At 56.9% G+C, this 25,102-nt stretch carries 26 protein-coding genes; 8 read left to right on the top strand and 18 right to left on the bottom strand.

Annotation, left to right across the window (positions count from 1 at the left end; all coding sequences use genetic code 11):
- Positions 1-2: 2 nt before the first annotated feature.
- The 3 genes from EHN06_RS12185 to EHN06_RS12175 all read right to left on the bottom strand — a co-directional run bounded on the left by EHN06_RS12185 (position 3) and on the right by EHN06_RS12175 (position 2,403).
- A complete protein-coding gene (locus tag EHN06_RS12185; protein WP_127332837.1) occupies positions 3-1,034 on the bottom strand; it encodes a polysaccharide deacetylase family protein in 1,032 nt (343 codons plus the stop codon).
- A 19-nt stretch (positions 1,035-1,053) separates the two neighbouring features.
- Entirely contained in the window at positions 1,054-1,686 is a 633-nt protein-coding gene (locus EHN06_RS12180; protein ID WP_127332836.1) for a DNA-J related domain-containing protein, read from the bottom strand.
- A 72-nt stretch (positions 1,687-1,758) separates the two neighbouring features.
- Positions 1,759-2,403 carry a TetR/AcrR family transcriptional regulator gene (locus EHN06_RS12175; RefSeq protein ID WP_127332835.1) on the bottom strand — a complete coding sequence of 215 codons (645 nt, stop codon included), beginning with the start codon at positions 2,401-2,403 and terminating at the stop codon, positions 1,759-1,761.
- A 73-nt stretch (positions 2,404-2,476) separates the two neighbouring features.
- Here EHN06_RS12175 and ttcA point away from each other — a divergent pair, with 73 nt between their 5' ends.
- Positions 2,477-3,391 carry a tRNA 2-thiocytidine(32) synthetase TtcA gene (gene ttcA, locus EHN06_RS12170; RefSeq protein WP_127332834.1) on the top strand — a complete coding sequence of 305 codons (915 nt, stop codon included), beginning with the start codon at positions 2,477-2,479 and terminating at the stop codon, positions 3,389-3,391.
- 21 nt (positions 3,392-3,412) lie between these two features.
- On the opposite strand, the gene EHN06_RS12165 is transcribed toward ttcA, so the two are convergent.
- From EHN06_RS12165 to ccoN, 9 genes are all read right to left on the bottom strand, one after another.
- Complete coding sequence (locus EHN06_RS12165; RefSeq protein ID WP_127332833.1) at positions 3,413-4,114, bottom strand: sulfite exporter TauE/SafE family protein; 702 nt, start codon at positions 4,112-4,114, stop codon at positions 3,413-3,415.
- Positions 4,114-4,329, bottom strand: coding sequence for a cbb3-type cytochrome oxidase assembly protein CcoS (ccoS, locus tag EHN06_RS12160; RefSeq protein WP_228257293.1), 216 nt, complete (start codon positions 4,327-4,329; stop codon positions 4,114-4,116). The genes EHN06_RS12165 and ccoS overlap by 1 nt, the downstream gene beginning before the upstream one ends.
- A 51-nt stretch (positions 4,330-4,380) precedes the next feature.
- Positions 4,381-6,828: a heavy metal translocating P-type ATPase gene (locus EHN06_RS12155; protein WP_127332831.1), complete on the bottom strand. Its 2,448-nt coding sequence runs from the start codon at positions 6,826-6,828 to the stop codon at positions 4,381-4,383.
- Between the two features lie 5 nt (positions 6,829-6,833).
- Positions 6,834-7,337, bottom strand: a complete 504-nt coding sequence (locus tag EHN06_RS12150) for a FixH family protein (protein WP_127332830.1) — start codon at positions 7,335-7,337, stop codon at positions 6,834-6,836.
- A gap of 44 nt (positions 7,338-7,381) precedes the next feature.
- Positions 7,382-8,815, bottom strand: a complete 1,434-nt coding sequence (ccoG, locus tag EHN06_RS12145; RefSeq protein ID WP_127332829.1) for a cytochrome c oxidase accessory protein CcoG — start codon at positions 8,813-8,815, stop codon at positions 7,382-7,384.
- A gap of 129 nt (positions 8,816-8,944) precedes the next feature.
- Complete coding sequence (gene ccoP, locus EHN06_RS12140; protein ID WP_127332828.1) at positions 8,945-9,835, bottom strand: cytochrome-c oxidase, cbb3-type subunit III; 891 nt, start codon at positions 9,833-9,835, stop codon at positions 8,945-8,947.
- Complete coding sequence (locus EHN06_RS12135; RefSeq protein ID WP_127332827.1) at positions 9,832-10,017, bottom strand: cbb3-type cytochrome oxidase subunit 3; 186 nt, start codon at positions 10,015-10,017, stop codon at positions 9,832-9,834. The genes ccoP and EHN06_RS12135 overlap by 4 nt, the downstream gene beginning before the upstream one ends.
- A gap of 5 nt (positions 10,018-10,022) precedes the next feature.
- A complete protein-coding gene (ccoO, locus tag EHN06_RS12130; RefSeq protein ID WP_127332826.1) occupies positions 10,023-10,631 on the bottom strand; it encodes a cytochrome-c oxidase, cbb3-type subunit II in 609 nt (202 codons plus the stop codon).
- A gap of 15 nt (positions 10,632-10,646) precedes the next feature.
- Entirely contained in the window at positions 10,647-12,077 is a 1,431-nt protein-coding gene (ccoN, locus tag EHN06_RS12125) for a cytochrome-c oxidase, cbb3-type subunit I (RefSeq protein ID WP_127332825.1), read from the bottom strand.
- Between the two features lie 232 nt (positions 12,078-12,309).
- On the opposite strand from ccoN, the gene EHN06_RS12120 reads away from it, so the two are divergent.
- A complete protein-coding gene (locus EHN06_RS12120) occupies positions 12,310-12,969 on the top strand; it encodes an alpha/beta family hydrolase (RefSeq protein WP_127332824.1) in 660 nt (219 codons plus the stop codon).
- On the opposite strand, the gene EHN06_RS12115 is transcribed toward EHN06_RS12120, so the two are convergent.
- Positions 12,963-14,804 (bottom strand): diguanylate cyclase, encoded by a 1,842-nt coding sequence (locus tag EHN06_RS12115; RefSeq protein ID WP_127332823.1) that lies wholly within the window; start codon positions 14,802-14,804, stop codon positions 12,963-12,965. The two genes, EHN06_RS12120 and EHN06_RS12115, sit on opposite strands and share 7 nt — an antisense overlap.
- Before the next feature lie 116 nt (positions 14,805-14,920).
- On the opposite strand from EHN06_RS12115, the gene rlmM reads away from it, so the two are divergent.
- Positions 14,921-15,997, top strand: a complete 1,077-nt coding sequence (gene rlmM / locus EHN06_RS12110) for a 23S rRNA (cytidine(2498)-2'-O)-methyltransferase RlmM (RefSeq protein WP_127332822.1) — start codon at positions 14,921-14,923, stop codon at positions 15,995-15,997.
- A gap of 16 nt (positions 15,998-16,013) precedes the next feature.
- Here the strand turns inward: rlmM and EHN06_RS12105 are convergent, their stop codons facing one another.
- Complete coding sequence (locus EHN06_RS12105) at positions 16,014-16,298, bottom strand: antibiotic biosynthesis monooxygenase family protein (RefSeq protein ID WP_127332821.1); 285 nt, start codon at positions 16,296-16,298, stop codon at positions 16,014-16,016.
- A 90-nt stretch (positions 16,299-16,388) separates the two neighbouring features.
- On the opposite strand from EHN06_RS12105, the gene tusA reads away from it, so the two are divergent.
- Positions 16,389-16,628 (top strand): sulfurtransferase TusA, encoded by a 240-nt coding sequence (gene tusA / locus EHN06_RS12100; RefSeq protein ID WP_127332820.1) that lies wholly within the window; start codon positions 16,389-16,391, stop codon positions 16,626-16,628.
- Here tusA and dsbD read toward each other — a convergent pair.
- On the bottom strand, positions 16,609-18,459 hold the full coding sequence (gene dsbD, locus EHN06_RS12095) for a protein-disulfide reductase DsbD (RefSeq protein WP_127334433.1): 1,851 nt from the start codon (positions 18,457-18,459) through the stop codon (positions 16,609-16,611). The two genes, tusA and dsbD, sit on opposite strands and share 20 nt — an antisense overlap.
- 187 nt (positions 18,460-18,646) lie before the next feature.
- Here dsbD and EHN06_RS12090 point away from each other — a divergent pair, with 187 nt between their 5' ends.
- From EHN06_RS12090 to pdxB, 3 genes are read left to right on the top strand one after another with little or no spacing between them, the layout of a single operon-like run.
- On the top strand, positions 18,647-19,225 hold the full coding sequence (locus tag EHN06_RS12090) for an elongation factor P hydroxylase (protein ID WP_127332819.1): 579 nt from the start codon (positions 18,647-18,649) through the stop codon (positions 19,223-19,225).
- A gap of 6 nt (positions 19,226-19,231) precedes the next feature.
- Positions 19,232-20,527: a DEAD/DEAH box helicase gene (locus tag EHN06_RS12085; protein WP_127332818.1), complete on the top strand. Its 1,296-nt coding sequence runs from the start codon at positions 19,232-19,234 to the stop codon at positions 20,525-20,527.
- A 20-nt stretch (positions 20,528-20,547) separates the two neighbouring features.
- On the top strand, positions 20,548-21,702 hold the full coding sequence (gene pdxB / locus EHN06_RS12080; protein WP_127332817.1) for a 4-phosphoerythronate dehydrogenase PdxB: 1,155 nt from the start codon (positions 20,548-20,550) through the stop codon (positions 21,700-21,702).
- Here the strand turns inward: pdxB and htpX are convergent, their stop codons facing one another.
- The 3 genes from htpX to EHN06_RS12065 all read right to left on the bottom strand — a co-directional run bounded on the left by htpX (position 21,703) and on the right by EHN06_RS12065 (position 24,391).
- A complete protein-coding gene (htpX, locus tag EHN06_RS12075; RefSeq protein WP_127332816.1) occupies positions 21,703-22,584 on the bottom strand; it encodes a protease HtpX in 882 nt (293 codons plus the stop codon).
- A 97-nt stretch (positions 22,585-22,681) separates the two neighbouring features.
- Entirely contained in the window at positions 22,682-23,164 is a 483-nt protein-coding gene (locus tag EHN06_RS12070) for a hypothetical protein (protein ID WP_127332815.1), read from the bottom strand.
- 12 nt (positions 23,165-23,176) lie between these two features.
- Positions 23,177-24,391 (bottom strand): pyridoxal phosphate-dependent aminotransferase, encoded by a 1,215-nt coding sequence (locus EHN06_RS12065; protein ID WP_127332814.1) that lies wholly within the window; start codon positions 24,389-24,391, stop codon positions 23,177-23,179.
- A 228-nt stretch (positions 24,392-24,619) separates the two neighbouring features.
- Here EHN06_RS12065 and EHN06_RS12060 point away from each other — a divergent pair, with 228 nt between their 5' ends.
- Positions 24,620-25,102 (top strand): glutathione peroxidase, encoded by a 483-nt coding sequence (locus EHN06_RS12060; protein WP_127332813.1) that lies wholly within the window; start codon positions 24,620-24,622, stop codon positions 25,100-25,102.

Raw genomic sequence — 25,102 nt, 5'->3', positions numbered from 1 at the left:
TGTCAGTCCTCCGGCTTGCTCAGGTCCAGCCATTGTTGGGACAACCAGTAGTAACTGCCATTGTCAGCCGGGTGAGTGCAGTTGTAGCGGAAACGCCGGCTATTAAAGGCTTTTGGTGCTGTTACCCTGACGCTGCCATCTCCCAGGTTGTCGATATCGATACGACCCTGGCCTGATGCGAAGCACGCCAGCCGATTCACACTGAGTTTTTCAGGGAGCGTGAATTCCAGGGTTGGCGGATTGTTGGTTGCAATGCCCGCAGGCAGGGTACTGGCGTCCACCGGTAGTGCCTTGCTGAGCAGTTTGTTCTTCAGGGTATTCAACTGACCGTAGGCGTTCGCCATGGGAAACCGGGGTAACCGTGTAGGTCCGGAGGTTTCACCCACGGCACCGGAGTGCTGCCCGAATCCAAGCCAGCCTCTTTCAGCGAGTTTTTCCTCAAGCCGGGCATCGAACTCGCCGTAGGGATACGCAAACAGGGGCGCATCAGTGCCGAGCTTCTCTTCCAGGATCGACTGGGCACGGTCAATGCTGGTCTTCACTCTCTGGTCCCACTGAGACTGGCTTTCGTCAGGCCGTTTTGCCAGATGTCCGTGATCGTGGCTGTGGTTGGCAATGGTGACCCCGGCCCTTTGCCCGAGTTCCCTCAGTTGCTCCCAGGTCATGTAGCCCGGGCCGCCCACGGCACGGGTGTTTACAAATATGGTGTAGGGATGGCCCCGGCGCGCCAGCCTGGGTGCCGCCTCTGTGTAGACCGACTCATAAGCGTCGTCGAAGGTAATGGCGACCTGCTTTTGATTCGCCAATTTGCCGTTAAGTGCGGCTTGTGTTCCGGATTGTAGCGAGACCACGTCCAGTTGCAGATCTTTGATCATCTCCAGTTGCCCGTCGAACAGGGAAACCGACGTACTGGTGGCCGGCGGTGTGGCATTGCTGACGTGGTGATACTGGAGAACCACCAGGTCCGCCTGGGCACTGAGTGTGCTGCCAGCAAGCAGTAATCCACAGAAAAATCGTATTGTTTTCTTTGCCATTGGTCCATCCTGGCTCTGGTTATTGGAAGTGCGCTTTGAGTACCGCAAAGGCCTGATTCAGACCCTGGATACTCTCGGTATCGCCACCGCGGTCGGGGTGGGCCTGCATGACGGCGCGGCGGAACCGGTGCTTCACCTTGCTGAAACTGTCGGGAATGTGGTCAAACCCGAGAATCTCGGCGGCCGCCATCGCTTCCTGTTGCTGCGGGCGTTGCTGATGTAGTGAGTCATATCCGGTCCAGAAGTCATCCATCATTCTTTGGATACTGTCCCCGGACATCCGGTATTGGGAAATGTCCAGATAAAACTCCCGCAGAGCATCGACCTCGCCGGCAACGCCAGAGCCCGACACAACCGGGCTCTTGAGCAACTGCAGGCGCATGGGGGAAATGCGGATGGTTTCGCCCTGCTCAGAAAGCTGATCCCGTAATCGATACAGGGTGTGGAATAGCAGGAAGTGCACCGGGTAGAGCTTCTCCGGGTCGCTGAATGAAACCTCGCCAATCAGCTCCCAGGGTGAACCCTGAAGACTTCTGATCAGGCTGAGTTCGTTCATGCCGTCCGGATGCTGGCGTAGCTCGTGTTCGACCGCGACCAGCATGTGTTGGATCTGCAGTTCCAGTATGGCATCCGAATAGGGTTCTGATGGCATTGGCCCGTCGGAAGGCAAAGTATTGTTCCGGATTGGTTCGTTCATGGCTCCATGTTAGGGGACCGGGTGCCGTTAGGAAAGCGTGGACAGTTGTGTCAGTCCGCCCATAAACAGCGTAGAGGCAAAGTGTGCGGCCTGTCGCGCTTCATGCTCTCCCTTGTCTGGGGATTCGTGGGTTCTTTCAGCCACGCGCAGGCTCATTTCGTAGGCGACGCCGGAGAACGCCGCGCAAAGGTAGTGCTGATCGACGTCTGGCAATAATTCCCTTTCGACGGCATTACGGATGTCTTCTTCCAGCGATAGCATCGCCAACCCCAGGAGATCGGAGCCAAACAGGTCCCGGATGGCATGATCGTTCCGGTGGGCCAGTTGGTAAACCAGCGGATCATCCGCGGTGGCCATGAATAGGGCGAGATAGGTTGTATGAATAAAATCCCGGGCGGTAGCGGATGTCTGCCGGTATTGGTTCAGGTCGGTATTGAGCCGATTGAGGAAGTCGGTCAGCAGGGCGGCAAAAATGTCCTGTTTGCTGGAGAAGTAATTGTAGAAGGTGCCGGCGGCCAGTCCGGTCCGGCGCACGATATCCCGGATGGTAGAGTTGTCGTAGCCCTTTTCCCGGAAGCATTCCCGGGCCGCTGCCAGGATGGCGTTGCGGTTGCGGATACGGTTGGTTTCGCGTTTGCCAACGGCGTCATCCGTGGTTTGTAACATATCCATGTCGGTATCCTGTCCCTGAGTGTTTCACACGCGTATAATTCTGAGCCCACCAATCCAGTGAACGTAGTGTTTTATGTCCGATGCAATGACTGCCAACCCAGATCAGCCCCTGACGTCCGACGCGGATCGCAGGAAGAAACTGGAACTGAACAAACTGCAGAAGCGTCTGCGCCGTGAAGTCGGGCAGGCCATTGCAGAGTTTTCGATGATAGAAGCCGGTGACAAGGTTATGTGCTGCCTGAGCGGTGGCAAGGATTCCTACGCGATGCTGGATATCCTGATGAACCTGCAGAAAAGCGCGCCGGTCCCCTTTGAGCTTATTGCCGTCAACCTAGACCAGAAGCAGCCGGGTTTCCCGGAAGAGGTGTTGCCCGACTACCTGGAAGCCATGGGTATCGAGTACCACATCATCGAAAAAGACACCTACAGTATTGTTAAGGAAAAAGTGCCGGAAGGGAAGACCACATGCGGTCTTTGTTCCCGTCTACGTCGCGGAATTCTTTATAATTTTGCGGAAGAGCACGGTGTCACCAAGATTGCGCTGGGGCATCACCGGGACGATCTCCTGGAAACCCTGTTCCTGAATATGTTCTACGGCGGCAAGCTCAAGTCGATGCCGCCGGTGCTGCACAGCGATGATGGCAGGAACACTGTGATTCGTCCCCTGGCGTTCAGCCGTGAAAAGGACATTGCCCGATACGCGGGACTGAGAGAGTTTCCGATCATTCCCTGTAACCTGTGCGGCTCTCAGGAAAATCTGCAACGTCAGGTGATCAAGGAGATGTTCCAGACCTGGGACAAGCAGCATCCTGGCCGGCTGGAAACCATGTTTCGTGCCATGTGCAACGTGGAGCCATCGCACCTGGCGGATAGCTCACTGTATGATTTCCGTGAGGGCAAGCGGCTGACTGGGCAGGGTACATCAGCTGTTGGCTCTGTGGAGCCCGAGCCCGCCGACTTCGGTCGGCTGGACGTGCTCAATATCTGAACCCGGATACTGGCGGGAGTTTTACCCGCCATGCCCTCCATGCACGACCATGCCGAGGGGCAGGGTCCAGATTCCGAAACCGATCAGCAGCACACCGGTTAGCTGTCGGATCTGTTGCTGGCCCTGAAGCTTTTTTATCCAGGTTGCCGCGTATCCGGTGGCCAGCATCGAAGGCAGGGTGCCCAGGCCAAAAAACACCATGGTGGTGGCCGCGCTCCCGACAGTAGGCTGCAGCGCGGCCCAACCCAGGGTGCTGTAGATCAGTCCACAGGGCAACCAACCCCACACGCTGCCCAGAGCCAGTGCCTGCCAGGTATGATGCACAGGTAGAAAGCGTCGGGTCAGGGGGGACAGTACCTTCCATACCGGGGCGCCAACACGTTCAATATAGCGAATGCCCTGCCACCACTGCCCCATCGACAGGCCCATCAGAATCAGCAGGATACCCGCGATGCTTCTTAATACCGGCGCGAGCTGGGCCCATTGGTCGGCCGCGCTGGTGGTGAGCAGTGCGATCAGGGTCGCGATCAATGTGTAGCTGCCAATACGCCCGCCATTGAATGCCAGGAGCATCAGCGTCTGACGCAGGCGAAACCCTCCGCCGACCGGCAGGGCCATGGACAGCGATGCACTGATGCCGCCACACATGGCCAGACAGTGGGTGCTGCCGAGCAAGCCGATCAGAAAGGCGCTGGGGTAGCTCAGGTATAAGCCTTCAGTCATCAGCTGTCTTTTTGCTCGTCGTCGGTCCGGTCAGTGTCCGCGACTTTCTTTTCACTGGGCGGTTTGGCGTCATCCGGAATCATGTCCTTGTCATCGTCGTAGAGGATGCGATGCGCCGGGCCCTCCAGGTCATCGTACTGGCCGTTCTTGACCGCCCAGGAGAACAGGACGATCCCCAATGCCACCAGGATCAGCATAACGGGGACCAGGATCATTACTATTTGCACAGTGAAACCTCGGATTAACTGAGTGTCCTGATTACGGTATCAGGGCGTTGTCGGGGCGCCAACCACATGACCGGTCTGGTGATCATCCGTGGCGGTGCGGCCAAGTCTCAGGGCATTCAATACCACCACCAGTGAGCTCAGGGACATACCGATCGCGGCCAGCCAGGGTGGCACCATGCCGGCCGCCGCCAATGGCAACGCCAGTACATTGTATACCAGGGCCCAACCCAGGTTCTGACGAATGACCCGGCGGGTCAGACGACTGGTGTTCATGGCCTCGGTCAGTTGCGTCAACTGGCCATTGAGCAGCACGGCATCCGCCTTCAGTTGCGTCAGATCGGCGGCATTGCCCATGGCCACGGAAATCCCTGCGCCAGCCATCGAGGGCAGATCGTTCAATCCGTCGCCCACCATCATCACCTTGCGGCCTTCGGCCACCAGCTTTTGTAGTGTTTCCAGTTTCTGTTCCGGTGTTGCCTGACCAATGGCTTCATCAACGCCCACCATTTGCGCGATTTGCTCCACGTGCCCTGACCGGTCACCACTGAGCAGCAGCGTGTGGATGCCCATCGACCGTAATCTGGCAACGGTGGCCCGTGCATCGGGCCTTGGCTGATCGTCCAGCGTAAAGCGGGCCAGCCATTCGTCTTCGGTGGCCAGCCAGATGTCTATGCCCTGGCTGGGCGGTGCCGATGGTTGCGGAGCACGGGTATGTTCCCTGACAAAATCACTGTGGCCGATATACACCGCTTTTCCATTATAAGTGCCGGACAGCCCGCCTCCCAGATGGTTGGTGACGGAGGATACAGGAGCATCTGTGAACGGGTAGAAAACCCGGGCAATGGGGTGCTCGGAATGTTTCTCCAGGCCGGCGGCCAGCCTCGTGCAGGTTGGCTCGTCCAGTGAGCCGGTTACGTACGTCCTGATCAGGCTGAGCTCGCCCCGGGTCAGGGTGCCGGTTTTATCGAAAATAACGGTATCGACATCATTCAGGGATTCCAGGGTGTGGCCGCGGGTGGGCAGGAATCCCAGTCGGCGCAACCTGACGGTTGCCGAGGTGATCGCCGTCGGTGTCGCCAGCGACAGCGCACACGGACAGGTGACCACCAGCACAGAGAGGGTGATATCGAAGGCGTTGTCGGCCCCTGCCAGCCACCAGCCTATCCATACCAGCGGCGTGAGGACCAACACCCGGCTGACAAAGGTACCGGCGATACGGTCGGCCATCCGGGCCACCGGAGGTTTCTCGGCCTGTACGCGGTCGAGAATACGCAAGATGCCGGAGAGCCGGGTCTGTGCGCCTGCGCTGCTGACCTCGATGTCCAGTGGGTTTTCGCCATTAACGCTGCCAGCGTGCACGGTATCGCCGGGCTGTCGGGTTTCGGGCAGGTATTCACCGGTCAGGGCGGCTTCGTTGAGTGTGGAATGGCCGCTGATGATGCGACCATCCACCGGCAGCGTTTCCCCTGGTCGTACCCGGATGATATCTCCGGTACGCAGTTCATGGCTGGCGACAATGGCGGTTGTATCCCCGCTGATACGGGTCGCTACGTCCGGCTGGAAGCCGGCCAGGGCGTTTCCGGTGAGCCCTGCCCGGTAACGCGCCTGCATCTCGATGTAGCGGCCCAGTAACAGGAAAAAGGTAAACATGCACACCGATTCAAAATAGACTTCGTCACCGCCCATGACGGTCACCCAGGCACTGGCGGCATAGGCCAGGCCAATGGCGATGGCGACGGGGACGTCCATGGTCAGATGGCGACTACGCAGATCTCTGTGAGCGTTGCGGAAAAAGGGTCGGGCGCTGAACAGCACCACCGGCGTGGCGACCAGGAGGCTGAACCAGCGGAAAAATAAAATGAACTCCGGGGACAGGTCATTGACCAGCTCAAAATACAGGGGGAACGCCAGCATCATGCTCTGCATGGTGCCGATACCCGCAACCGCGAGCCTAATCAGCATGGTACGATGTTCTGCCTTGAGAGCTTTTTCTGCTTCGTCAGCCTGGTAGGGCCTGGCCCGGTATCCAAGCTCGTGGATGGCAATGAGCAGGTCGCTCAGCTTCGCCTGTTCCGCAGACCAGACCAGTCGTGCCCGCTGGGTACTATGGTTCACGGAGAATGACTGTACCCCGGGCTGTTTTGCCATGTGGTTTTCCAGCAACCAGATGCACGCGGCGCAGGTGATTCCCTCGATCAGCAGCTGGGCTTCCTGACCGCCTTTGGTGGCAGTGACGAAGGACGACTGAACCAGTGGGTGGTCCACTTCCCGGATCCGGTCCAGTTCGTTTCCGGTCAGCTGCTTTGGTGTGACGGCGGGTTCGGTCCGGTACTGGTAAAAGCCGGTCAGCCCTTCCGAGCGGATGGTTTCACAGACAGCCTTGCAACCCCGGCAGCAGAATTGCCGGGTTTTGCCATCAAGCTCGAGGGTGATTGGCGGCGAGCCTGCAGCTGCTTCGCCGCAATGGAAACAGGAGGGGGCGTTCACGCGAACTAACGGTTTACCGCGCCCACTTGAATGGCTGTGTCAGAGGGCAGGGACGTTTCGCCCTTCAGGCGCCAGTCGTTGTCGGGACTGCGTAGATCAAAGTACCAACGGCCTTTGATGTCCTGATTCATGGTTGCCCGATAGGTGTCCTGGCCAGTTCGGGTGAACTGAATGGTTCTGTCCTTATCAGCGATGGTCGGGTGGAACAGGTTGAGAATCAGGTAAGGGTAATCCGTCTGACCGGAATGGCTGTCCAGCACCAGCTTGATGTTCCGATCGGAAAATGACAGGTTCGCCTGAAGCCCCAGATCACTGGCTTTCTGGTCGCGGGCAATTTCCATGTTGATGCCGCGACCTTCTTTGGAATAGTCATCGGTCACCATGGAATTCTCGGTGTTCATTGCGATGGTGATGGCAATGGCGCAATAGGTGATGGAAGCCAACGGAAAAATTGTCAGGAACCAGAACCATGGCTGGCGATACCAGGGCTTAACAGTGTCTTCACTCATAACTCGTTATCTCTCAAGTAGGTCCGTAACAGGTAGCCGGAATGCTAGCGGGTAGGACCGACAAATCGGCTTTCAGTTTCGATAATCAGTGACTCATCGGTTTCCGAGGTGATACGGAACCGGATGACGTTGTTGCTTTGGGAAATAGTTTCGGGGTCGACATCCACGACCGTCGGAAGTGCCCGATTTTCGCCACTGTCGACTGTCACCTGCGTATCTGTCAGGAGCTGAATCCCCTCCATACCGGAAACCGAGATGTTAAACGTTTGCGGCACCTCCGTCATATTGGCGATTTTGAGGGTGTATGAGTTCTCAACTCGTCCCTGGCCATTGAAGCCGAACGGCGCGCCGCGGTCTTTGAGGACATCCAGCTGTGCCGGCACCCGGGTCGCCAGGACAAACACAATGGCGCCGATCATCAACGCCAGCACCGCGCCATAACCAAAGGTGCGGGGGCGCATGAGTTTGGAGGGCTTGCCCTCAAGCTCGTTCTCGGTGGTGTAGCGAATCAACCCTCTCGGGTAATTCATCTTGTCCATCACTTCGTCGCAGGCATCAATGCACAGGGCACAGCCGATACATTCGTACTGAAGTCCGTCCCGGATATCGATGCCGGTGGGGCAGACCTGGACGCACTGGCCGCAATCGATACAGTCGCCCAGTCCGAGTTCCGCCGGATCCACGCCCTTCTTGCGCCCACCCCGGGGCTCACCGCGGTTCGGGTCGTAGGACACCACGCGGGTATCGGGGTCAAACATCACCGACTGGAAGCGGGCATAGGGGCACATATACAGGCAGACCTGTTCACGCATCCAGCCGGCGTTGAGATAAGTGGCCAGGGTAAAGAAGCCCACCCAGAAATAGGCCCAGCCGTTGGCCTGAAGGGTGAACAAATCGGCAATCAGTTCCCGAATGGGGTAAAAATAACCGACGAACGTAAGACCCGTTGCAAGGGCGATCAACAACCAGGCGGTGTGCTTCAGGGACTTTTTAACCACCTTCTGCACCGATCGTGGCGATTTGTCCAGTTTCATGCGCTTATTGCGGCTGCCTTCTATCCGCTCTTCGACCCACATGAAAATAAAGGTCCATACGGTTTGCGGGCAGGTGTACCCACACCAGACGCGTCCAAACAGGGTGGTGATAAAGAACAGACCGAATGCGGCAATGATCAGAAGCCCCGACAGCAGGAAGAAATCTTTCGGGAATAACGTCAGCCCGTATAAGTGGAATTCCCTGGCGGGAAGATCGAAGTGAATCAGCGGCTGTCCGTCCAGCGTGAGCCAGACAAACAGAAAATACATACCCATCAACACCATAAGGCTGACGTTACGTATGCGCTGGAAGAAGCCTTCTTTGACTTCCCTGACGTAAATCTTCTTACGGCTGGCGTATAACTCGACGGTTCCGGGTTTGTTATTTTTATCGGAGGGGTCAGAGGAGGGGTCAATCTGTTTGACCGGTATCTCGTTGCTCATCGCTACCTCCCGATGAAATTTGCCACTGAGAAAGCTCAGTAGCATCAGGGTCTGTTCAAGCCTGTGCCCGCAAGGGCAGACACAGGGTTGAGCAGACCAGGCCGACGCCCGAAGGTGTCGGCCAGGTGATCAGTTGGACAGGCTGTAAACGTACGCAGCCAGAATCTGAATCTGATCTTCGGAGAGACGCTCGCCCTGCGCAGGCATCTGGTTCTGTCGACCGTTCATGACGGTCTCCTTGATCCACCCGTAAGTAGATCCGTAAAGCCAGGTGTCGTCTGTCAGGTTCGGCGCACCCATGGACTGGTTCCCCTTGCCATCACTACCATGACAAGCGGCGCATGCCTGTGCAAAGACTTCCTCACCGGCTTTCGCTGCTTCGGGATCCCTGGCGCGGTCACTGAACGACAGTACGTAGTTAACGACCTGGTCAACCTGATCGGACGTCATGTTTGGCATCATACCCTTGGCCGGCATGTTGCCGCTTCGTCCATTGGTCAAGGTGGCGAGGATGGTTTCCGGCTCACCGCCGTACAACCAGTCCTCGTCAGTCAGGTTCGGGAAGCCGAGAGACCCACGGCCAGCGGATCCGTGGCAAACCGCGCAGTTGTTGGCAAACAGGCGCTGACCCATTTTCATGGCGTCTTCGTTGTCAGCGAGTTCCACAATCGGGGTATCACCAAACTTGGCATAAAGCTCGCCATAGCGTGCTTCGGCCTGCTGAACCTCCGCTTCCCACTGATTATACGAGGTCCATCCCAACAAGCCCTTGAAGTTCCCCAGGCCCGGGTAAAGCGCCAGATAGCCCAGGGAGAAGACACATGTTGCGATAAAGAGATAGAACCACCACTTGGGCAGCGGGTTGTCCAACTCTTCAATGCCATCAAAGGAATGGCCTGTAGTCCGGTCTGTTTCGGTGTCCGTGGTCTGACTTTTGCGGGTTGCCAAGAGCAGCCACCAGCACCCGAAAATAGTACCGAGCACGATCACACTGACCCAGATGCTCCAGAAGGTACTCATTGCTTTTTCTCCGTTTTTTCCTGTTCAAGAGTACGCTTTTCCACTTCGTCATCGTCGAAGGGCAGGTGTGCCGCCTCGTCGTTTGCTTTCTTGCGGTGGGCGCTGTAGGCCCACCAGACGATTCCCAGAAACATCGCCATGACAAGAAGGGTGTGAATGCCGCGTAACTCGTTCAAATCCATCGGGATCACCGTTTCTCAGAAATCACTGTGCCCAGCTGTTGCAAGTAGGCCACCAGTGCTTCAATTTCGAATTTGCCTTCCACCTCGGCCGATGCTTCAGCAATTTGCTCATCGCTGTAAGGCACGCCCAGTGTCTGCAGTGTTGTCATCTTTGCTGCTGTGTCGGCATGGTTCACACGATTTTCAAACAGCCAGGGAAAAGCCGGCATGTTGGACTCGGGAACAACGCTGCGCGGATCGTACAGGTGCTGGCGCTGCCAGGCATCGGAGTAACGACCGCCCACCCGGGCCAGATCCGGCCCGGTGCGCTTGGAGCCCCACAGGAACGGGCGGTCGTAAACGAACTCGCCCGCTACGGAGTAGTGGCCATAACGCTCAGTTTCTGCCCGGAAGGGACGAATCTGCTGAGTGTGGCACACGTGGCAGCCTTCGCGAATGTAGATATCGCGTCCTTCCAGCTCGAGCGCGGACAGGGGCTCAAGCCCTTCGACCGGCTCATTGGTTTGCTTGTTGAAAAACAGCGGCACCACTTCGGCGAGGAAACCACCACTGATGGTGAGGATGATCAGCACGATCATCAGACCAAGGTTCTTCTCTACAATTTCGTGTTTCATCTTGATTGTCTCCCGTTACGCCGGCTGAGCTGCCGCGTTGTCCTGTGCGACGGCATCTTTCTGGCGAACGGTCATGTAGGTGTTGTAAGCCATGACCAGCATGCCGGAGAGGAAAATTGCGCCGCCGATGAAGCGGACAAAGTAGCCGGGATAGGAAGCCTCAAGCGCTTCAACAAAGCTGTAGGTCAGGGTACCGTCCTGGTTCACGGCGCGCCACATCAGCCCCTGCATGATGCCGTTTACCCACATCGCCACGATGTAGAGTACGGTACCGACGGTCGCCAGCCAGAAATGCACGTTGATCAGACCAGTGCTGTACATGGCAGGTACGCCCCACAGCTTGGGAATCAGGTGGTAGATGGCACCGATACTGATCATGGCAACCCAGCCCAGTGCACCAGAATGTACGTGGCCGATTGTCCAGTCAGTGTTGTGGGAAAGTGCGTTAACGGTCTTGATGGCCATCATCGGACCTTCGAAGGTCGACATACCGTAGAACGACAGGGAAACCACCAGGAAGCGCAGGATCGGGTCGGTGCGCAGTTTGTGCCACGCTCCGGACAGCGTCATCATGCCGTTGATCATGCCGCCCCAGGACGGTGCCAACAGGATCAGGGACATCACCATGCCCGCAGTCTGTGCCCAGTCAGGCAGCGCACTGTAGTGCAAGTGGTGGCCGCCAGCCCATACGTAGGTCGCAATCAGCGCCCAGAAGTGGACGATGGACAGACGATAAGAGTAAACCGGGCGGTTGGCCTGCTTGGGAACGAAGTAATACATCATGCCCAGGAAGCCAGCGGTCAGGAAGAAGCCTACGGCATTGTGACCGTACCACCACTGCATCATGGCGTCGGTCACGCCGGCGTACGCAGAGTAGGATTTGAACGCCGTTGCTGGCAGCGCGAGGTTGTTGCCGATATGCAGCACGGCGACGGTCAGGATAAAGCCACCATAGAACCAGTTGGCGACATAAATGTGCGGTGTGCTGCGCTTGGTAACAGTACCGAAGAAAACCAGGGCGTAGCTTACCCAGACCAGGGCGATGAGAATATCGATTGGCCATTCAAGCTCGGCGTATTCCTTGGTGGAGGTCAAACCCATTGGCAGGGTGATAATGGCGGCCACCATGACGGCTTGCCAGCCCCAGAAGGTGAAGGCCGCCAATCCATCCGAGATCAGTCGTGCCTGGCAGGTGCGCTGCACAACGTAATAGGAGGTAGCAAAGAGGGCAGAACCACCAAACCCGAAGATTACGAGGTTTGTGTGGAGGGGCCTGAGACGACCAAAGTGGGTCCAGGAAAGGTCAAGGTTCATTGATGGCCAGACAAGTTGGGATGCGATCAGCACACCCATGCCCATGCCAAGAATGCCCCAGACCAACGTCATGATGGCGAACTGTCTTACCACCTTGTAGTTGTATGTCAGGTTAGCATTTACTGTGCTCATAGCCTTACCAATGGGTTTAGAGTGGGAAAATATGCGGGCGCAAGTATGGAGAAACCATTAGCGCTTTGCAATGACTCAGATCAACTCAGAATGCCCGTCAAATGCGCCAGAATCAGCAACCTGCAGCGGCGCATTGTGTTTTCTTGGGGGTGCAGGAAGCTTAGCAGTAAAGTTGGGCTTTTGTTGTCCATAGCCCCTGATAATAGAGGGGGATTTTCAAAAGGTGAATTGGATGGAAGTTTATACTACCAAAGGCGGTAGTTCCGACAGGGGGCCGGTCCTCATTCTTGCCCACGGTGCCGGGGCACCAGCGGACTCCCCGTTTATGGTGAGGCTGGCAGAGTCATTGGCGCTTCAGGGGGTGACCACTCTACGGTTCGAATTTCCCTATATGGCACGGCGGCGTGAGGATGGCAAAAAGCGTCCGCCTGATCGCCAGCCGAGATTGCTGGAGCGCTATGAGCGGGTGACTGCCGAGGTCATGGCCGGGCCGCTGTCTGAGCGCCCGCTGTTTATTGGTGGCAAATCCATGGGAGGGCGGATGGCAAGCCTGTTGGCTGCCGACGCCCGGTTGAAAGGGCGCTTCAAAGGCGCTCTGTGTTTCGGCTATCCCTTCCATCCGCCAGGTAAAATGGATCGTTGGCGAATCGACCACTTTCCGCAGTTCTGGTGTCCGACGCTCATTGTCCAGGGCACTCGTGATCCTTTTGGCAAACCGGTTGAAGTCACTGAGCGGGTGGCGTCGTTCGCGGGGCTGGAACTGGTCTGGCTTGAGGGTGGCAACCACGACTTTCAGCCACTGGCCAGGCAGCCGCAAAGCCAGGAGGACCTTATCCAGCAGGCGGCCGGGGCAGCCGCCTGTTTCATGACGAAGGTACTAAAGTCCTACTGAACAATGTCGGCGTCGATGATGGCTACCTGGTTCCTGCCGGACGCCTTGGCCCGGTAGAGCGCGTCATCGGCGCGCTGGAAAAGTGCCTGCTCGTGGTCACCGGGGGCGAGCGCGGCGACGCCGGCGCTCAGGGTGAGGGTGACATCTGTGCCGTCACTGGTCCTGATTGGCGTGTGTTGCATGTCATCCAGAATGTGCTGGCACACTCGATATGCGCCATCGCGGTTCGTTCCCGGCAGAAGCAGTGCGAACTCTTCGCCGCCGAAACGGATGGCAATATCCCTCGGGCGTTTGACGTGACGGCTCAGCACGTCGGCTATGCGTTGCAGACAGAGATCGCCAAAGCCATGCCCCCAATTGTCGTTGATGCTCTTGAAATGATCGGCGTCCACCAGCGCCAGGGTCAGGGGTTGGCCGGTGCGCCTGGACTCAGCACACAGCTCGGGAAGCATGTTGTCCAGGTGTCGCCGGTTATACAGCCCCGTCAAGGCATCGTTGAGACTCATGGTTGCCAGTTTCCGGTTGGCTTTTTCCAGTTCCTCCATGGTGTTTCTCAGTTGTGCGGTCCTTTCCTGGACTTTCAGCTCCAGCTCCGAGCGGGCATTGTGCTCGACATGCAGGAGTTTCTGGTTGAGCAGCCGCCAGCGCTGGACCATGGCATAGTTCAGAAGGATAACCTGGGCCCCAATGGCGATCAGCATGAAGAACTCGCGGGCCAGGAAATCCGTGAGGTAACCAAATGCGGCCAGGGAGTAAATCAAAGATCCGACCAGCATGACCGACCAGGCCAGAACATACCAGAGTGCGGGGGCGTAGCCCTGTCGCCATCTGGACAGGCCAATGACAAACAGGCAGGAGATGACGGTCATCGCCAACAGGGTATTGAGCAGGATTGACTTGTTATATGGCAGCAGGAATGTGATCGCCAGGAGACCGGCGGACACCCAGCCGAAAGCTGTTAATGTGGTTGCTGACAGGGTGCCGGGCGAGACTTCAAGGAAGGAGCGCCCAAACAGGGTCATTGCCAGAGAACAAAGGGCGATGAGCAGCGGGATTGACGTATTGGCGAACCCGGTGCTGTCGGGCCAGAAATACTGATTGGCAAAACCACCCATCGAGAACAGGAACATGCCCATGCTGGCCATGTAAAATGCGTTGTGAAAGTAATATGCCGTCCCGGAGCTGATGAATAACAGAAGGTTGAACACAGCAAAGACCAGTAAGGCACCGTAAAACAGGCCGTGGGTCAGGGTCAGGTGGTTGCTTTCGGCAATGACGGTGCCGGGTGTCTCCAGCGACAGCGGAACATTGAGGGCGCCACTGCTCCGGATTCTGAGAGTAATCTCTTGTCTTTCCCCGGCGCCCAGGGTGACGGGAAGGAGAAAATACCGGTAGTCTATGCCCCGCGAGAGGAACGCGTGCTGGTCCCCGGTGGCCAGCGTAGTGGATGTCGAGGTGCCATCTTGCCAGAATGTGACATCATCCAGCAGCGGGTAGTTGAGTTTCAGATACCAGAATCCCACTCGATCGCTGGCATTGGTCAGGTGTAAATGTACCCAGTACACAGAATCGGTATGACTGAACACCAGATCGTGGCCCTCGGCCGCTTGCCAATTGAGGGTGGTGGGTAATTCAGCGGGGGCTTTCGCCTGATGTGCCGGGTTGCCCGGGGCGGCAACATGAAAGCAGACGTGGTCCATCAGCGTTGCGCGCTGGTGGGCCGTGCTGGCGTCGAGGGTCGGGCAGGGAGTTCCCGGGTGGGCACCCAGCGCCGGAGAAGCGCCAGCCAGCGCCAGAGCAGTCAGCGTGATGAAAATACGCAGGTATAGCTGCATCAGTGAATTCCTGCCGGGAAGTAGCCTGCCAGTGTAGCGCCAGCCTGCAACCGCCACTGTTAAACAGTTTCAAATTCTTGAGGATTTTCCGGGGGGAAATCCTGAAAAGGGACTCCATGGAACACATGATCTTGTTTTGCCGCCCTGGTTTCGAAACAGAAGCGGGGCGGGAAATGACCGATGCTGCGGCCGCCAGGGGTGTCTTCGGCTACTTTGAGCCTCGCGGCAAGCACGGCTACCTGTTTTTCTTTCTGACGGGGCCGGAAGGGAGCGATGAGTTGCTTCGGCGTCTGAAGCTTGATGACTTGGTCTTCGTTCGGGACTGGTTTGTCGGGCTCGCTGAGATTAAATTGCCAACTGCGGATCGGGTTGGCGCCGTGATTCAGGGGCTGCAGGCGTTGCCCGCCGGTTTTCCCAACTGCGCCAGGGTTGAAGTCCGGGTGCCCGAGGATAATGCGGATCGTGACCTGGGAAATTTCGCCAGGAAATGGGTCGCCCCTTTATCCCGGGGGTTGCGTGGTGCCGGCCTGATGAAACCGGACCCCGATGACGAAGCCCCGGCCAGGCTGGAGATTCTCCTTCCGGAATTCGAACGGGCTGTGCTTGGCTTTAGTCCGGCTGGCAACCGCGCCCGTTTTGTTGGTGGAATTCCAAGACTGCGTTTACCGGCCTCGGCACCGAGTCGTTCAGCGCTCAAGCTTGAGGAAGCCTGGAAGGTCTTCCTGCCGCCAGAACAGGCTCTGGATTATCTCGGCGGAGGCAAGCAGGCCGTGGATCTCGGGGCAGCCCCTGGTGGCTGGACCTGGCAGTTGGTGCGTCAGGGCATGATGGTGGCGGCAGTGGATAACGGCCCGATGAACGCTGAGTTAATGGCGTCGGGGCAGGTTGAACATGTCGAAGCGGATGGGTATTTCTGGAAACCTCGTCGTGGTGTTGACTGGATGGTGTGCGACATTGTTGACCATCCTCGCCGGACATCGCAGATGGTCGTGGACTGGCTGAAGAACGGCCTGTGCCGTTACACCATTTTTAACCTGAAGCTGCCGATGAAGAAGCGCTATGAAGAATGGCTGATATGCCGTGAAATCATCGAAAGCGGGTTAGCGGAGGTAGAGATGACGTTTCGTCTCAGGGCGCGCCATCTCTACCACGATCGCGAAGAAATCACCTGCTTCATTGAGCGGGTGAATTAGGCGCAGAAGCGGCCGGTCAGCTCTGGTAGAGCACTGTGATTGCTTCGTCCTGATCCATCATGGGGATCAGCTCGGCCATCAATTCTTTCCGTGTTTCGGAGCGGTACCAATGGTCCCAGTCTATTTCTGAGCGCCAGTTGGACAGCGTCAGACGATGATTGGGATCGCGGGCATCCACCAGGGTTTCACCGGATATGAATCCCGGCGCACTGACAGCTTGTTGTAGAACCTTGCGTGCACGCTCTTCATAGGCGGATTCAAGAGTCTCTGCGATATGACGTTCAATCAATACCCGGATCATGGCTTACCTCGTAACGTTTTGACTGTTATAAACAATAATTTAGCATGTAACTCCCAGAAACACATGAAATGAACCAACGGAGAATCGGCCTTGGACGAGATAACGTTTGACGGAGAGCTGGACGCCCGGGGGCTGTATTGTCCGGAACCGGTGATGATGCTGCATAACCGGATTAATGACGTGCCGGTGGGGGGCATCCTGAAAGTGGTGGCTACCGACCCCTCCACCACCCGAGACATTCCCCGGTTTTGTCAGTTCCTCGACCACCAATTGGTTCACAGTGAAGAGTCCGGGGAAGAGTTTTTGTTTTTTATACGCCGAGGGAGTTGAGGTGGTCCAGGAATTGGTCTCTGTCCATTTCGCCCAGCACCCGCGCGCCTGATCGCTCACGACCGTTGCTGTCGTAGAATAAAATGGCGGGCGGGCCAAACAGCCCCAGCTCTTCCAGGAAAGCCTGCTGGGCGGGTGTGTTGTCTGTCATATCGATCTGCAGCAGGTGGTGGGATTTCAGCGCGTTCACCACGGTTGGATCAGTAAACACGTTGCGTTCCATGACCTTGCATGAGATGCACCAGTCCGCATAGAAGTCCAGCATGGCCGGTCGTCCCTGTTGCCGGGCCTTCACCAGCAATGCCCTGATCTCTTCCGGTGTTTCCACTCGGGTGAAGTTTGCGTGCGCCTGGGTCGACGGCTCTGCTTGCGTTGTAGCTGTCGCGGTATAAGGTGCCAGGGGATTCAGGGGATCCTGCGCGCCGCCGATGGCTCCTGCAAGCAGGGCCAGACCGTAGGCGAACATGACCAGTCCCAGACCCTTACGGGTTCTTGCCCAGCCGGCTCTGGCTGCGTCAAACGCGCCGAGCTGAACCCCGGTAATGGTAACCAGCAGTCCCCATAGAGTAAGTGCCACCCAGGCTGGCACCAGGCGCTCGATCAGCCAAATGGCAACGGCCATTAACATAACCCCGTAAAAGGCTTTCACCACGTTCATCCAGGGGCCGGTGGATGGCAGCAGTTTGCGACCTCCGGCAGCGACCAGGATCAACGGAATGCCCATGCCCAGCCCCAGCGAGAACAATGCGATGCCGCCAATAAACGCATCCTGGGTGGTGCTTATGTACAGCAGACTGCCGGCCAGGGGGGCGGATACGCACGGTGATACAATCAGTGCCGACAGTGCGCCAATACTGAAAATGCTGAGTATGCGGGTGCCGCTCAACTGATGACTGGCGTTGTTCAACGGCTCCCGGATGAAGCGGGGCAGTTGGATTTCAAACAGATTGAACATCGACAACGCAAACACCATGAACAGTGTCGCGAACACACCGAGCACCCATGGGGATTGCAAATGGGTCTGGACGTTGAAGCTGGCGCCCAGCAAGCCGGTAACGACCCCGGCGGCGGCATAGGTCAGGGCCATGCCCAGCACGTAACTGGTGGACAAAATAAGGGCATGCCCTGTTGATTGGGTGTTACGGCTGGACACCAGCGAGGAAATGATGGGAACCATCGGCAGTACGCAGGGGGTGAATGTCAGGCCCAGGCCCAATAACAGAAAAACCGCAGTGATGGCGAGGGTCGACTGTTCCGACAGGAAGCCGGCCAGGCCCGTCGCTGAACCCGTGTTGACGCCTGCAGTGGTGCTGAAACCTCCGCTGCTGTCCGGTGTGGAGGCGGCTGCGGTGGAGTTGTCCGTGCCGCTGCCGGCGTAATAGAGAACCTCACGAGTCTGTGGTGGATAACATAGCCCGGCTTCGGCGCAGCCCTGGTAGGTTACCTGAAGTTCGGCTTCCTGCACGCCGTCGGGCAGGGAGACAGGAACCCGCGCTTCCACCGGCTCGTAAAAGACCGTCATTTCGCCGAAAAACTCGTCTTCAGTGACAGTGCCCTGGAGCGAGAACTGTGGTTCGCCAAGCACAACCCCTTCGGTGACCGACTCAACCGACACCCGGGTCTTGTAAAGGTAATGTCCCGGTGTCACATCCCAGGTCAACACTACCCCTTTGTTTTCGGTGAGATAATTAAAAGGGAGTGCCTCATCAACGGGAAGGAAGTCGCCAGTACTTCCAAACAGTGAATTCGCCGAGTTCCCGAGCCCCCAGGATGCCGCTGACAGGAGGAGAAGGCATAATGCCATAACGCTACGGCTGGCCACGGTGTCCATGCGAAGGCGTCCGGGGGATGGAGCAAGCTCTGTCATAGAGGCTGTCGGGTCCTGTTTGGTGTGTTAGCGGTGCTGCTGGCTCGGGATTGTAGCCCCGGAACAGCCGGTTTCAGGTGCAGGAGACAAACATAGCACCCTAAAGTTCCCTCTGGTATTGCGGGATTTAAAGACGCACAATAGCGACCCAATGAATCACAATCCAGACGATCTTATCATGCTGTTCAATGACCTGTTCCGGGAAAGCCACCGGACGGTCCTGGTCAGAGGCAGTGATGAACCGGAATACCTGCCTGCTTCAGAGACAGGTAGCGTTGCACAGATTATTTTTGCTCATGGCTATTATGCAAGTGCCTTGCATGAGATCAGTCATTGGTGCATTGCCGGAAAACATCGCCGGACCCTGAGGGACTATGGTTACTGGTATTGTCCTGATGGCCGCTCCGCGACCGAACAGCAGGCTTTTGAACAGGTAGAGGTGAAGCCTCAGGCCCTTGAGTGGCTTTTTTCGGTGGCTGCAGGCGCCCGCTTTCATATCAGTGTGGACAACCTATCCGGAGACGGAGCAGCCGATGAAGACGGTTTTCGCCGCAAGGTAAGGGCGCAGGCCAATCATTACCTGGAGTGTGGGATGCCGGCACGTGCCCGAGCATTCTTCGACACGCTCAGGTCGTTTTATGGAACCGGGAAAACGTTTGAGCAAGCCTGGCAGGAAGAGTCCCGGCGCATGATCCCTACGGTTCCCACAACAGACACAGAGGTAGACTGAATACATATGACATCTGACCCAAGTGAGACCGGCAAGACGCTGTTCAAGGATCTCAATCTCGATCAGCGCCTGCTGGACGCAATCACCGACATAGGTTTCGAGTATTGCACACCAATCCAGGCGGAGACCTTGCCGTTTACTCTGGCCTGTCAGGATCTTATAGGCCAGGCGCAGACCGGTACCGGAAAAACGGCAGCCTTCCTGATTACGGCCATCCAGAGTCTGCTGGAGACACCGGTCCCGGAAAAAGAGCGCTTTGCGTCCGAGCCCCGTGTGCTGGCTCTGGCGCCGACCCGGGAACTTGCCATGCAGATTGCCAAGGATGCCGAGCAACTCTGCGGCTACACCGGCCATAACGTAGTGACGGTGGTCGGTGGTATGAACTATGACAAACAGCGTGATCAACTGCAGAACGAGATAGTTGATATTTTGGTTGCCACGCCCGGGCGTTTGATTGACTTTCTGGGCTCTCAGGACGTCTTCCTGGATCAGCTGGATATTCTGATTCTGGACGAAGCGGACCGCATGCTGGACATGGGCTTTATTCCCGACGTCAAGCGCATCATTCGCAAGTGCACCCCCAAGGAAGACCGCCAGACCCTGCTGTTCAGCGCGACGTTTAATCAGGATGTGCTGAATCTGGCTTCCATGTGGACTCGCAATGCCGAGTTTGTGGAAATTGAGCCAGAGCAGAAAACCGCAGAGCGGGTCGAGCAGACGGTTTACCTCGTGGGTGAGGACGAAAAGCTGCCGGTGCTGGTGAATTACCTGAAGCGACCGGATGTGGAAAAGGCCATTGTCTTTGCCAATCGGCGGGACCAGTGCCGGGACCTGGACGAGGATCTGCGTAACCAGGGCGTGAAAGTTGCCCTGATGTCCGGGGAAATTGCGCAGAACAAACGTCTGAAGACTCTTGACCAGTTCAAGAAAGGCACTATCCAGGTTCTGGTGGCAACAGACGTTGCCGGTCGGGGGATTCACGTCAACGGTGTTACCCACGTTTTCAACTACAATCTTCCCGAGAACGCCGAAGATTATGTACACCGTATTGGTCGCACCGGCCGCGCCGGTAAAACCGGTGTATCGGTGAGCTTTGCAAGCGAGGATGATGCCTTCTCGCTGCCGGCTATTGAGACCTACATTAGCCAGAAGCTCAAGACCGCTGTACCGGATGAAGAGTTAATGACAGCCTTGCCCAATGCGCCGATCACCCGAAAGCGTGGCGGGCGCCGTCCCCAGGGAAGCCGGGGGCAGGGTGGTCGCAGCCAGGGCGGACGCCCGCAGCGACAGCGCAGGAACTAACGAGGCCGGAAGATCAGACCATGTTAATCGTAGCGGATGAAAACATTCCCCTGCTGGATTCGTTTTTTGGCGATATTGGCAATATTCGCCGGGTGTCTGGACGCACCATGTCGCCCGAGGACGTAAAAGACGCTGATATCCTGCTGGTGCGTTCGGTCACCAGGGTTAATGAGGCACTGTTGAAAGGCAGTCGGGTTCGCTATGTCGGCACCTCAACCATCGGCACGGATCACGTCGATCTGGCCTGGCTAAAATCCCGGGGGATTGCGTTCTCAGCGGCACCGGGATGCAATGCCAACAGCGTGGCGGAATATGTGCTGTTGGTGCTGTCGCTGTACGCTGAAAAACAGGGGCTGGATGACTGGGAAGACCTGAGTGTTGGTATCGTGGGTGCCGGTAACGTGGGCAGCGAACTGGCGCGCAAGCTTGAAAAGCTGGGCTTCACAATCCGTCTGTGTGATCCGCCGCGAGCGGATCAGGAGGAAGACGGCGAACAGGTTTTTTGCAGCCTGGACGAAGCGTTGGAGTGTGATGTTGTAACGCTGCATACCCCACTCACCAATGAGTCCCCCCACGCCACATTCCACATGATTGACAAGGCCAGGCTCGACCGGCTCACCGCCGGTCAACTACTGATTAATACCAGTCGCGGTGAGGTAATCGATTCGGTTGCGCTGCACGAGTGTCTGGAAGGCCCGAATGCACCCACGGTGGTGTTGGATGTGTGGGAGCAGGAACCAAGGATCAACCCGCAACTGGTGGATAAGGTCTGGCTGGCCACACCCCATATTGCGGGTTACAGTCTGGAAGGCAAGGTCCAGGGTACCGAAATGATTTATCAGTCCCTGTGTCGTTTCCTGGGCTTGCCGGTGCGAAAAAAGGCCGGCCAGTACCTGCCGGAACCGGCGTTGAGCAAGCTCTCCTTTACCAGTGCGGCGGAAGAAATGGGGGCGGGTAATATTGCCATGCGTTCCTGTTACGATCCTCGCAGGGACGATGCGCAACTCAGGCTGACCATGACGCAGGCATCGGAAGAGCGGGGCAACGCCTTTGACCGGCTGCGCAAGAACTACCCGGTGCGCCGAGAGTTTTCCAGTGTGAAAATCCAGCTCAAGGGCACCAGCAAGTCCCTCCAGGACACCTTCCGTGCCCTGGGGTTCAAGCTTAAAATCTGATCAGAGGCTTGCTCTTTGCAAGGCTTCGATGCGGGCCTCGAGTGGCGGATGTGTCATGAACAGGGCACTGAGGCCTGCCCGTGCTCCCCGATTGATGCCAAATGCCTGCAGTGAGTCCGGCATCTGGTCCGGGATCTCGCTTTCCTGTTTCAATCTTGCCAGGGCGCTGATCATGGCGCTACGACCGGCCAGTTGCGCACCGGCAATATCGGCCCGGAATTCCCTGCGACGGGAGAACCAGAATACGATGGTGCTGGCCAGAATTCCGAGGACAATTTCCGCCACGATACTGACCACGAAAAAGCCGATACCGTGCCCGCTCTCATTCTTGAATACCACCCGGTCGACGAATGAGCCGATCACCCGCGAGGCAAAAATCACAAAGGTGTTCACCACGCCCTGAATCAGCGCCAGGGTAACCATGTCACCGTTGGCAACATGGCCGATCTCATGACCGAGAACGGCGCGGATCTCGTCCTTGTTGAACCGGTGAAGCAGGCCTTCACTGACCGCCACCAATGAATCGTTCTTGTTCCACCCAGTGGCAAACGCATTGGACTGGGAGGCGGGAAAAATAGCCACCTCAGGCATTCCGATACCGGCATTCTTCGCCAGTTGCGCGACGGTATCCACCAACCAGCGCTCCGCCGGTGTCCGGGGAGAGTCAATGACCCTGGCCTTGGTGCTCCACTTGGCCATTGGTTTGGAAATCAACAACGATACTATGGCACCGGCAAAGCCGAACACCGCCGCAAAAGCCAGCAGTGAACCATATTGAATACCATTCTGGGCCAGGTAGCTGTCTACGCCAAGCAGGCGCAGAGTGATACTGGCCACAATGATGACCGCCAGGTTAGTGGCGAGAAACAACAGAATGCGCATATTCGGTTCCTTGATTCTCTCGTTATCCGCAAACGCGACAGGTTGCTGATGAGCTATATGTGGGTTGCCAGCCCGGGTTCAATGGGGTTACGCGGTTTTAATGATCCGCTGATGTCACGAAAGTTCCACTAAAAAAGACGCCCTGCATTACCCGGCTGATGGTCGCCGAGCTGCCGTTGCGCAAGGCATTACGGATTAGGTGAATGTGGGTCGAAAGATCCTGTCTGACGGACTCGGGCAGACCGTCCGTGTCTCCGGGAGTCAGCACCTCCAGGTTTTCCAGCAGCTCTGCGCTGGCGGGAGTGCTCAGGCGGACAAAGGCTTTCTGGGTGAGCACGGCCTGGTCCAGTGCTTCCTGCCGGATGGTGTCCACGTAGCGCAGCAGACCTTCTTCTTCCAGCCAGAGCAGGGCGCCAAAGCAAGCCATGTGGCGTTTACTGTGCAGCCCGAATTCATCTGGTTCATCCGGACCGGCGATATCCTCCACAAACAGGTTGGTGCGTCGTGGGAAGGCGCTATAAAGCTGGACCAGGGCGATCGCGGTATCTTTGTAAAATTCCTCTATATGTATGTCAGCCATTAACCGCACCGATTACTGCTGATATGTGGAGAGAAAATGGGCGAGGCGCTTCATGGAATCCTCCAGGGTATCGACCCGTGGCAGGAATACCACACGCAAGTGCTGTTTGTCGTCAATGTTGAACGCGGAACCCTGCACCAACAGGATTCTCTCCTGCAGCAGCAGGTCGAGTACCAGCTTCTCGTCGTTCATGATCGGAAAGCGCTTGGGATCCAGTTTCGGGAACAGGTAGAGTGCGCCTTTTGGTTTCACGCAGCTGACCCCAGGGATGTCATTGAGTAACTGCCAGGCAGTCTCGCGTTGCTCATACAGGCGTCCGCCCGGAGCCACCAGGTCATTGATGGACTGGTAGCCACCCAGGGCGGTCTGAATGGCGAGCTGGGCAGGTACGTTGGCACACAGTCGCATGTTGGACAGCATTTCAATGCCTTCGACCAGATCCCGGGCACGGTGTTTGGCGCCACTGACGATCATCCAGCCTGAACGGTAACCGGCGGCCCGGTAATTCTTTGACAGGCCGTTATAGGTGAAGAAGAGTACGTCATCGGCCAGGGAAGCTGTCGAAACGTGCTCTGTCCCGTCGTACAGAATCTTGTCGTAGATCTCGTCCGACAGGATGATGAGATTATGCTTGCGAGCCAGTTCGATGACCTGTTCCAGCAGTTCGCGGGAATAGACCGCCCCCGTGGGGTTATTTGGATTAATCAAAACGATAGCGCGAGTGCGGCTGGTGATTTTCTTGCGGATATCTTCGATATCCGGAAACCAGTCCTGCTTTTCGTCGCAGTGATAATGAACCGGCTTGCCGCTGGAGAGGGTGACCGCAGCTGTCCAGAGCGGGTAATCCGGCGCGGGGATCAGCACTTCGTCACCGGTGTTCAGCATGGCCTGCATCGACATAACGATCAGCTCGCTGACGCCATTGCCCAGGAAAATGTCATCAATATCAACCTTGTCGATGCCCCGCTGCTGGCAGTAGTGCATAACCGCCTTGCGGGCGGAGAACAGCCCTTTGGATTCCACGTAGCCCTGGGCCAGCGGCATGTTGTAGATGACGTCCTGCTGGATTTCCTCCGGGATGTCGAGTTCAAAGGCGGCTGGATTGCCAATGTTCAGCTTCAGGACCCGATGCCCTTCCTCTTCGAGACGACGCGCCTCGCGCAGAACAACGCCACGTATTTCATAGCACACGTTATCCAGCTTGGCGGACTTGTAGTAATTCTGCATAGGACCCGGGTTTCCTTAACCTTGTATCAGTAAATCAAAACGACAAGCCTGTATTCTAGCGGAGCATGGCCGCCCGGCAACAGGTCAATTGTGATGAATTGTGGCTTAATCATGGAGATTTATGGTGACAAGTTCATCCCGTCTGTAGATTTGGCCAGTAACCGAGACATTCTCAGCAGGGTGTTGTATTGTGCACAATATAATTGATCAAAATGCAAGGGAAGAGAAATGACCGACAGTATCTACGATTTCAAGGTTCAGGATATTCAGGGCAACGAACATGACATGGCGGAGTACAAGGGCAAGGTTCTGCTTATTGTAAATACGGCCAGCAAGTGTGGGTTTACTCCCCAGTTCGAGGGATTGCAGGAGCTGTACAGTGAGTTGGGTGACAAGGGGCTGATGGTACTGGGGTTTCCGTGCAATCAGTTCATGAATCAGGACCCGGCGGATGAAGGCGCCATCAGCCAGTTCTGCAGTGTCAATTATGGTGTTGATTTCCCGATGTTTTCCAAGATCGAAGTCAACGGCTCGGGGACTCACCCGCTTTATCGCTTTCTCAAGAAAGAGGCCACTGGCGTAATGGGGTCCGAGAAAGTTAAGTGGAACTTCACCAAGTTCCTGGTTAACCGGGAAGGGCAGGTAATCCGTCGTTATCCACCCACCACCAAACCGGAAGCCATCCGCGCCGATATCGAAAAGCTGCTGTGA

This window comes from Marinobacter sp. NP-4(2019) (assembly GCF_003994855.1).
Classification (GTDB): Bacteria; Pseudomonadota; Gammaproteobacteria; order Pseudomonadales; family Oleiphilaceae; genus Marinobacter.
This window is presented reverse-complemented; position numbering and strand designations above follow the sequence as displayed.

Bases quoted from the DNA above. Each gene is read 5' to 3' on its own strand.
- EHN06_RS12185 (WP_127332837.1), bottom strand. From the start codon at position 1,034: ATGGCAAAGAAAACAATACGATTTTTCTGTGGATTACTGCTTGCTGGC.
- EHN06_RS12180 (WP_127332836.1), bottom strand. From the start codon at position 1,686: ATGCCATCAGAACCCTATTCGGATGCCATACTGGAACTGCAGATCCAA.
- EHN06_RS12175 (WP_127332835.1), bottom strand. From the start codon at position 2,403: ATGGATATGTTACAAACCACGGATGACGCCGTTGGCAAACGCGAAACC.
- ttcA (WP_127332834.1), top strand. From the start codon at position 2,477: ATGTCCGATGCAATGACTGCCAACCCAGATCAGCCCCTGACGTCCGAC.
- EHN06_RS12165 (WP_127332833.1), bottom strand. From the start codon at position 4,114: ATGACTGAAGGCTTATACCTGAGCTACCCCAGCGCCTTTCTGATCGGC.
- ccoS (WP_228257293.1), bottom strand. From the start codon at position 4,329: ATGATCCTGGTCCCCGTTATGCTGATCCTGGTGGCATTGGGGATCGTC.
- EHN06_RS12150 (WP_127332830.1), bottom strand. From the start codon at position 7,337: ATGAGTGAAGACACTGTTAAGCCCTGGTATCGCCAGCCATGGTTCTGG.
- ccoG (WP_127332829.1), bottom strand. From the start codon at position 8,815: ATGAGCAACGAGATACCGGTCAAACAGATTGACCCCTCCTCTGACCCC.
- ccoP (WP_127332828.1), bottom strand. From the start codon at position 9,835: ATGAGTACCTTCTGGAGCATCTGGGTCAGTGTGATCGTGCTCGGTACT.
- EHN06_RS12135 (WP_127332827.1), bottom strand. From the start codon at position 10,017: ATGGATTTGAACGAGTTACGCGGCATTCACACCCTTCTTGTCATGGCG.
- ccoO (WP_127332826.1), bottom strand. From the start codon at position 10,631: ATGAAACACGAAATTGTAGAGAAGAACCTTGGTCTGATGATCGTGCTG.
- ccoN (WP_127332825.1), bottom strand. From the start codon at position 12,077: ATGAGCACAGTAAATGCTAACCTGACATACAACTACAAGGTGGTAAGA.
- EHN06_RS12120 (WP_127332824.1), top strand. From the start codon at position 12,310: ATGGAAGTTTATACTACCAAAGGCGGTAGTTCCGACAGGGGGCCGGTC.
- EHN06_RS12115 (WP_127332823.1), bottom strand. From the start codon at position 14,804: ATGCAGCTATACCTGCGTATTTTCATCACGCTGACTGCTCTGGCGCTG.
- rlmM (WP_127332822.1), top strand. From the start codon at position 14,921: ATGGAACACATGATCTTGTTTTGCCGCCCTGGTTTCGAAACAGAAGCG.
- EHN06_RS12105 (WP_127332821.1), bottom strand. From the start codon at position 16,298: ATGATCCGGGTATTGATTGAACGTCATATCGCAGAGACTCTTGAATCC.
- dsbD (WP_127334433.1), bottom strand. From the start codon at position 18,459: ATGGACACCGTGGCCAGCCGTAGCGTTATGGCATTATGCCTTCTCCTC.
- EHN06_RS12090 (WP_127332819.1), top strand. From the start codon at position 18,647: ATGAATCACAATCCAGACGATCTTATCATGCTGTTCAATGACCTGTTC.
- EHN06_RS12085 (WP_127332818.1), top strand. From the start codon at position 19,232: ATGACATCTGACCCAAGTGAGACCGGCAAGACGCTGTTCAAGGATCTC.
- pdxB (WP_127332817.1), top strand. From the start codon at position 20,548: ATGTTAATCGTAGCGGATGAAAACATTCCCCTGCTGGATTCGTTTTTT.
- htpX (WP_127332816.1), bottom strand. From the start codon at position 22,584: ATGCGCATTCTGTTGTTTCTCGCCACTAACCTGGCGGTCATCATTGTG.
- EHN06_RS12070 (WP_127332815.1), bottom strand. From the start codon at position 23,164: ATGGCTGACATACATATAGAGGAATTTTACAAAGATACCGCGATCGCC.
- EHN06_RS12065 (WP_127332814.1), bottom strand. From the start codon at position 24,391: ATGCAGAATTACTACAAGTCCGCCAAGCTGGATAACGTGTGCTATGAA.
- EHN06_RS12060 (WP_127332813.1), top strand. From the start codon at position 24,620: ATGACCGACAGTATCTACGATTTCAAGGTTCAGGATATTCAGGGCAAC.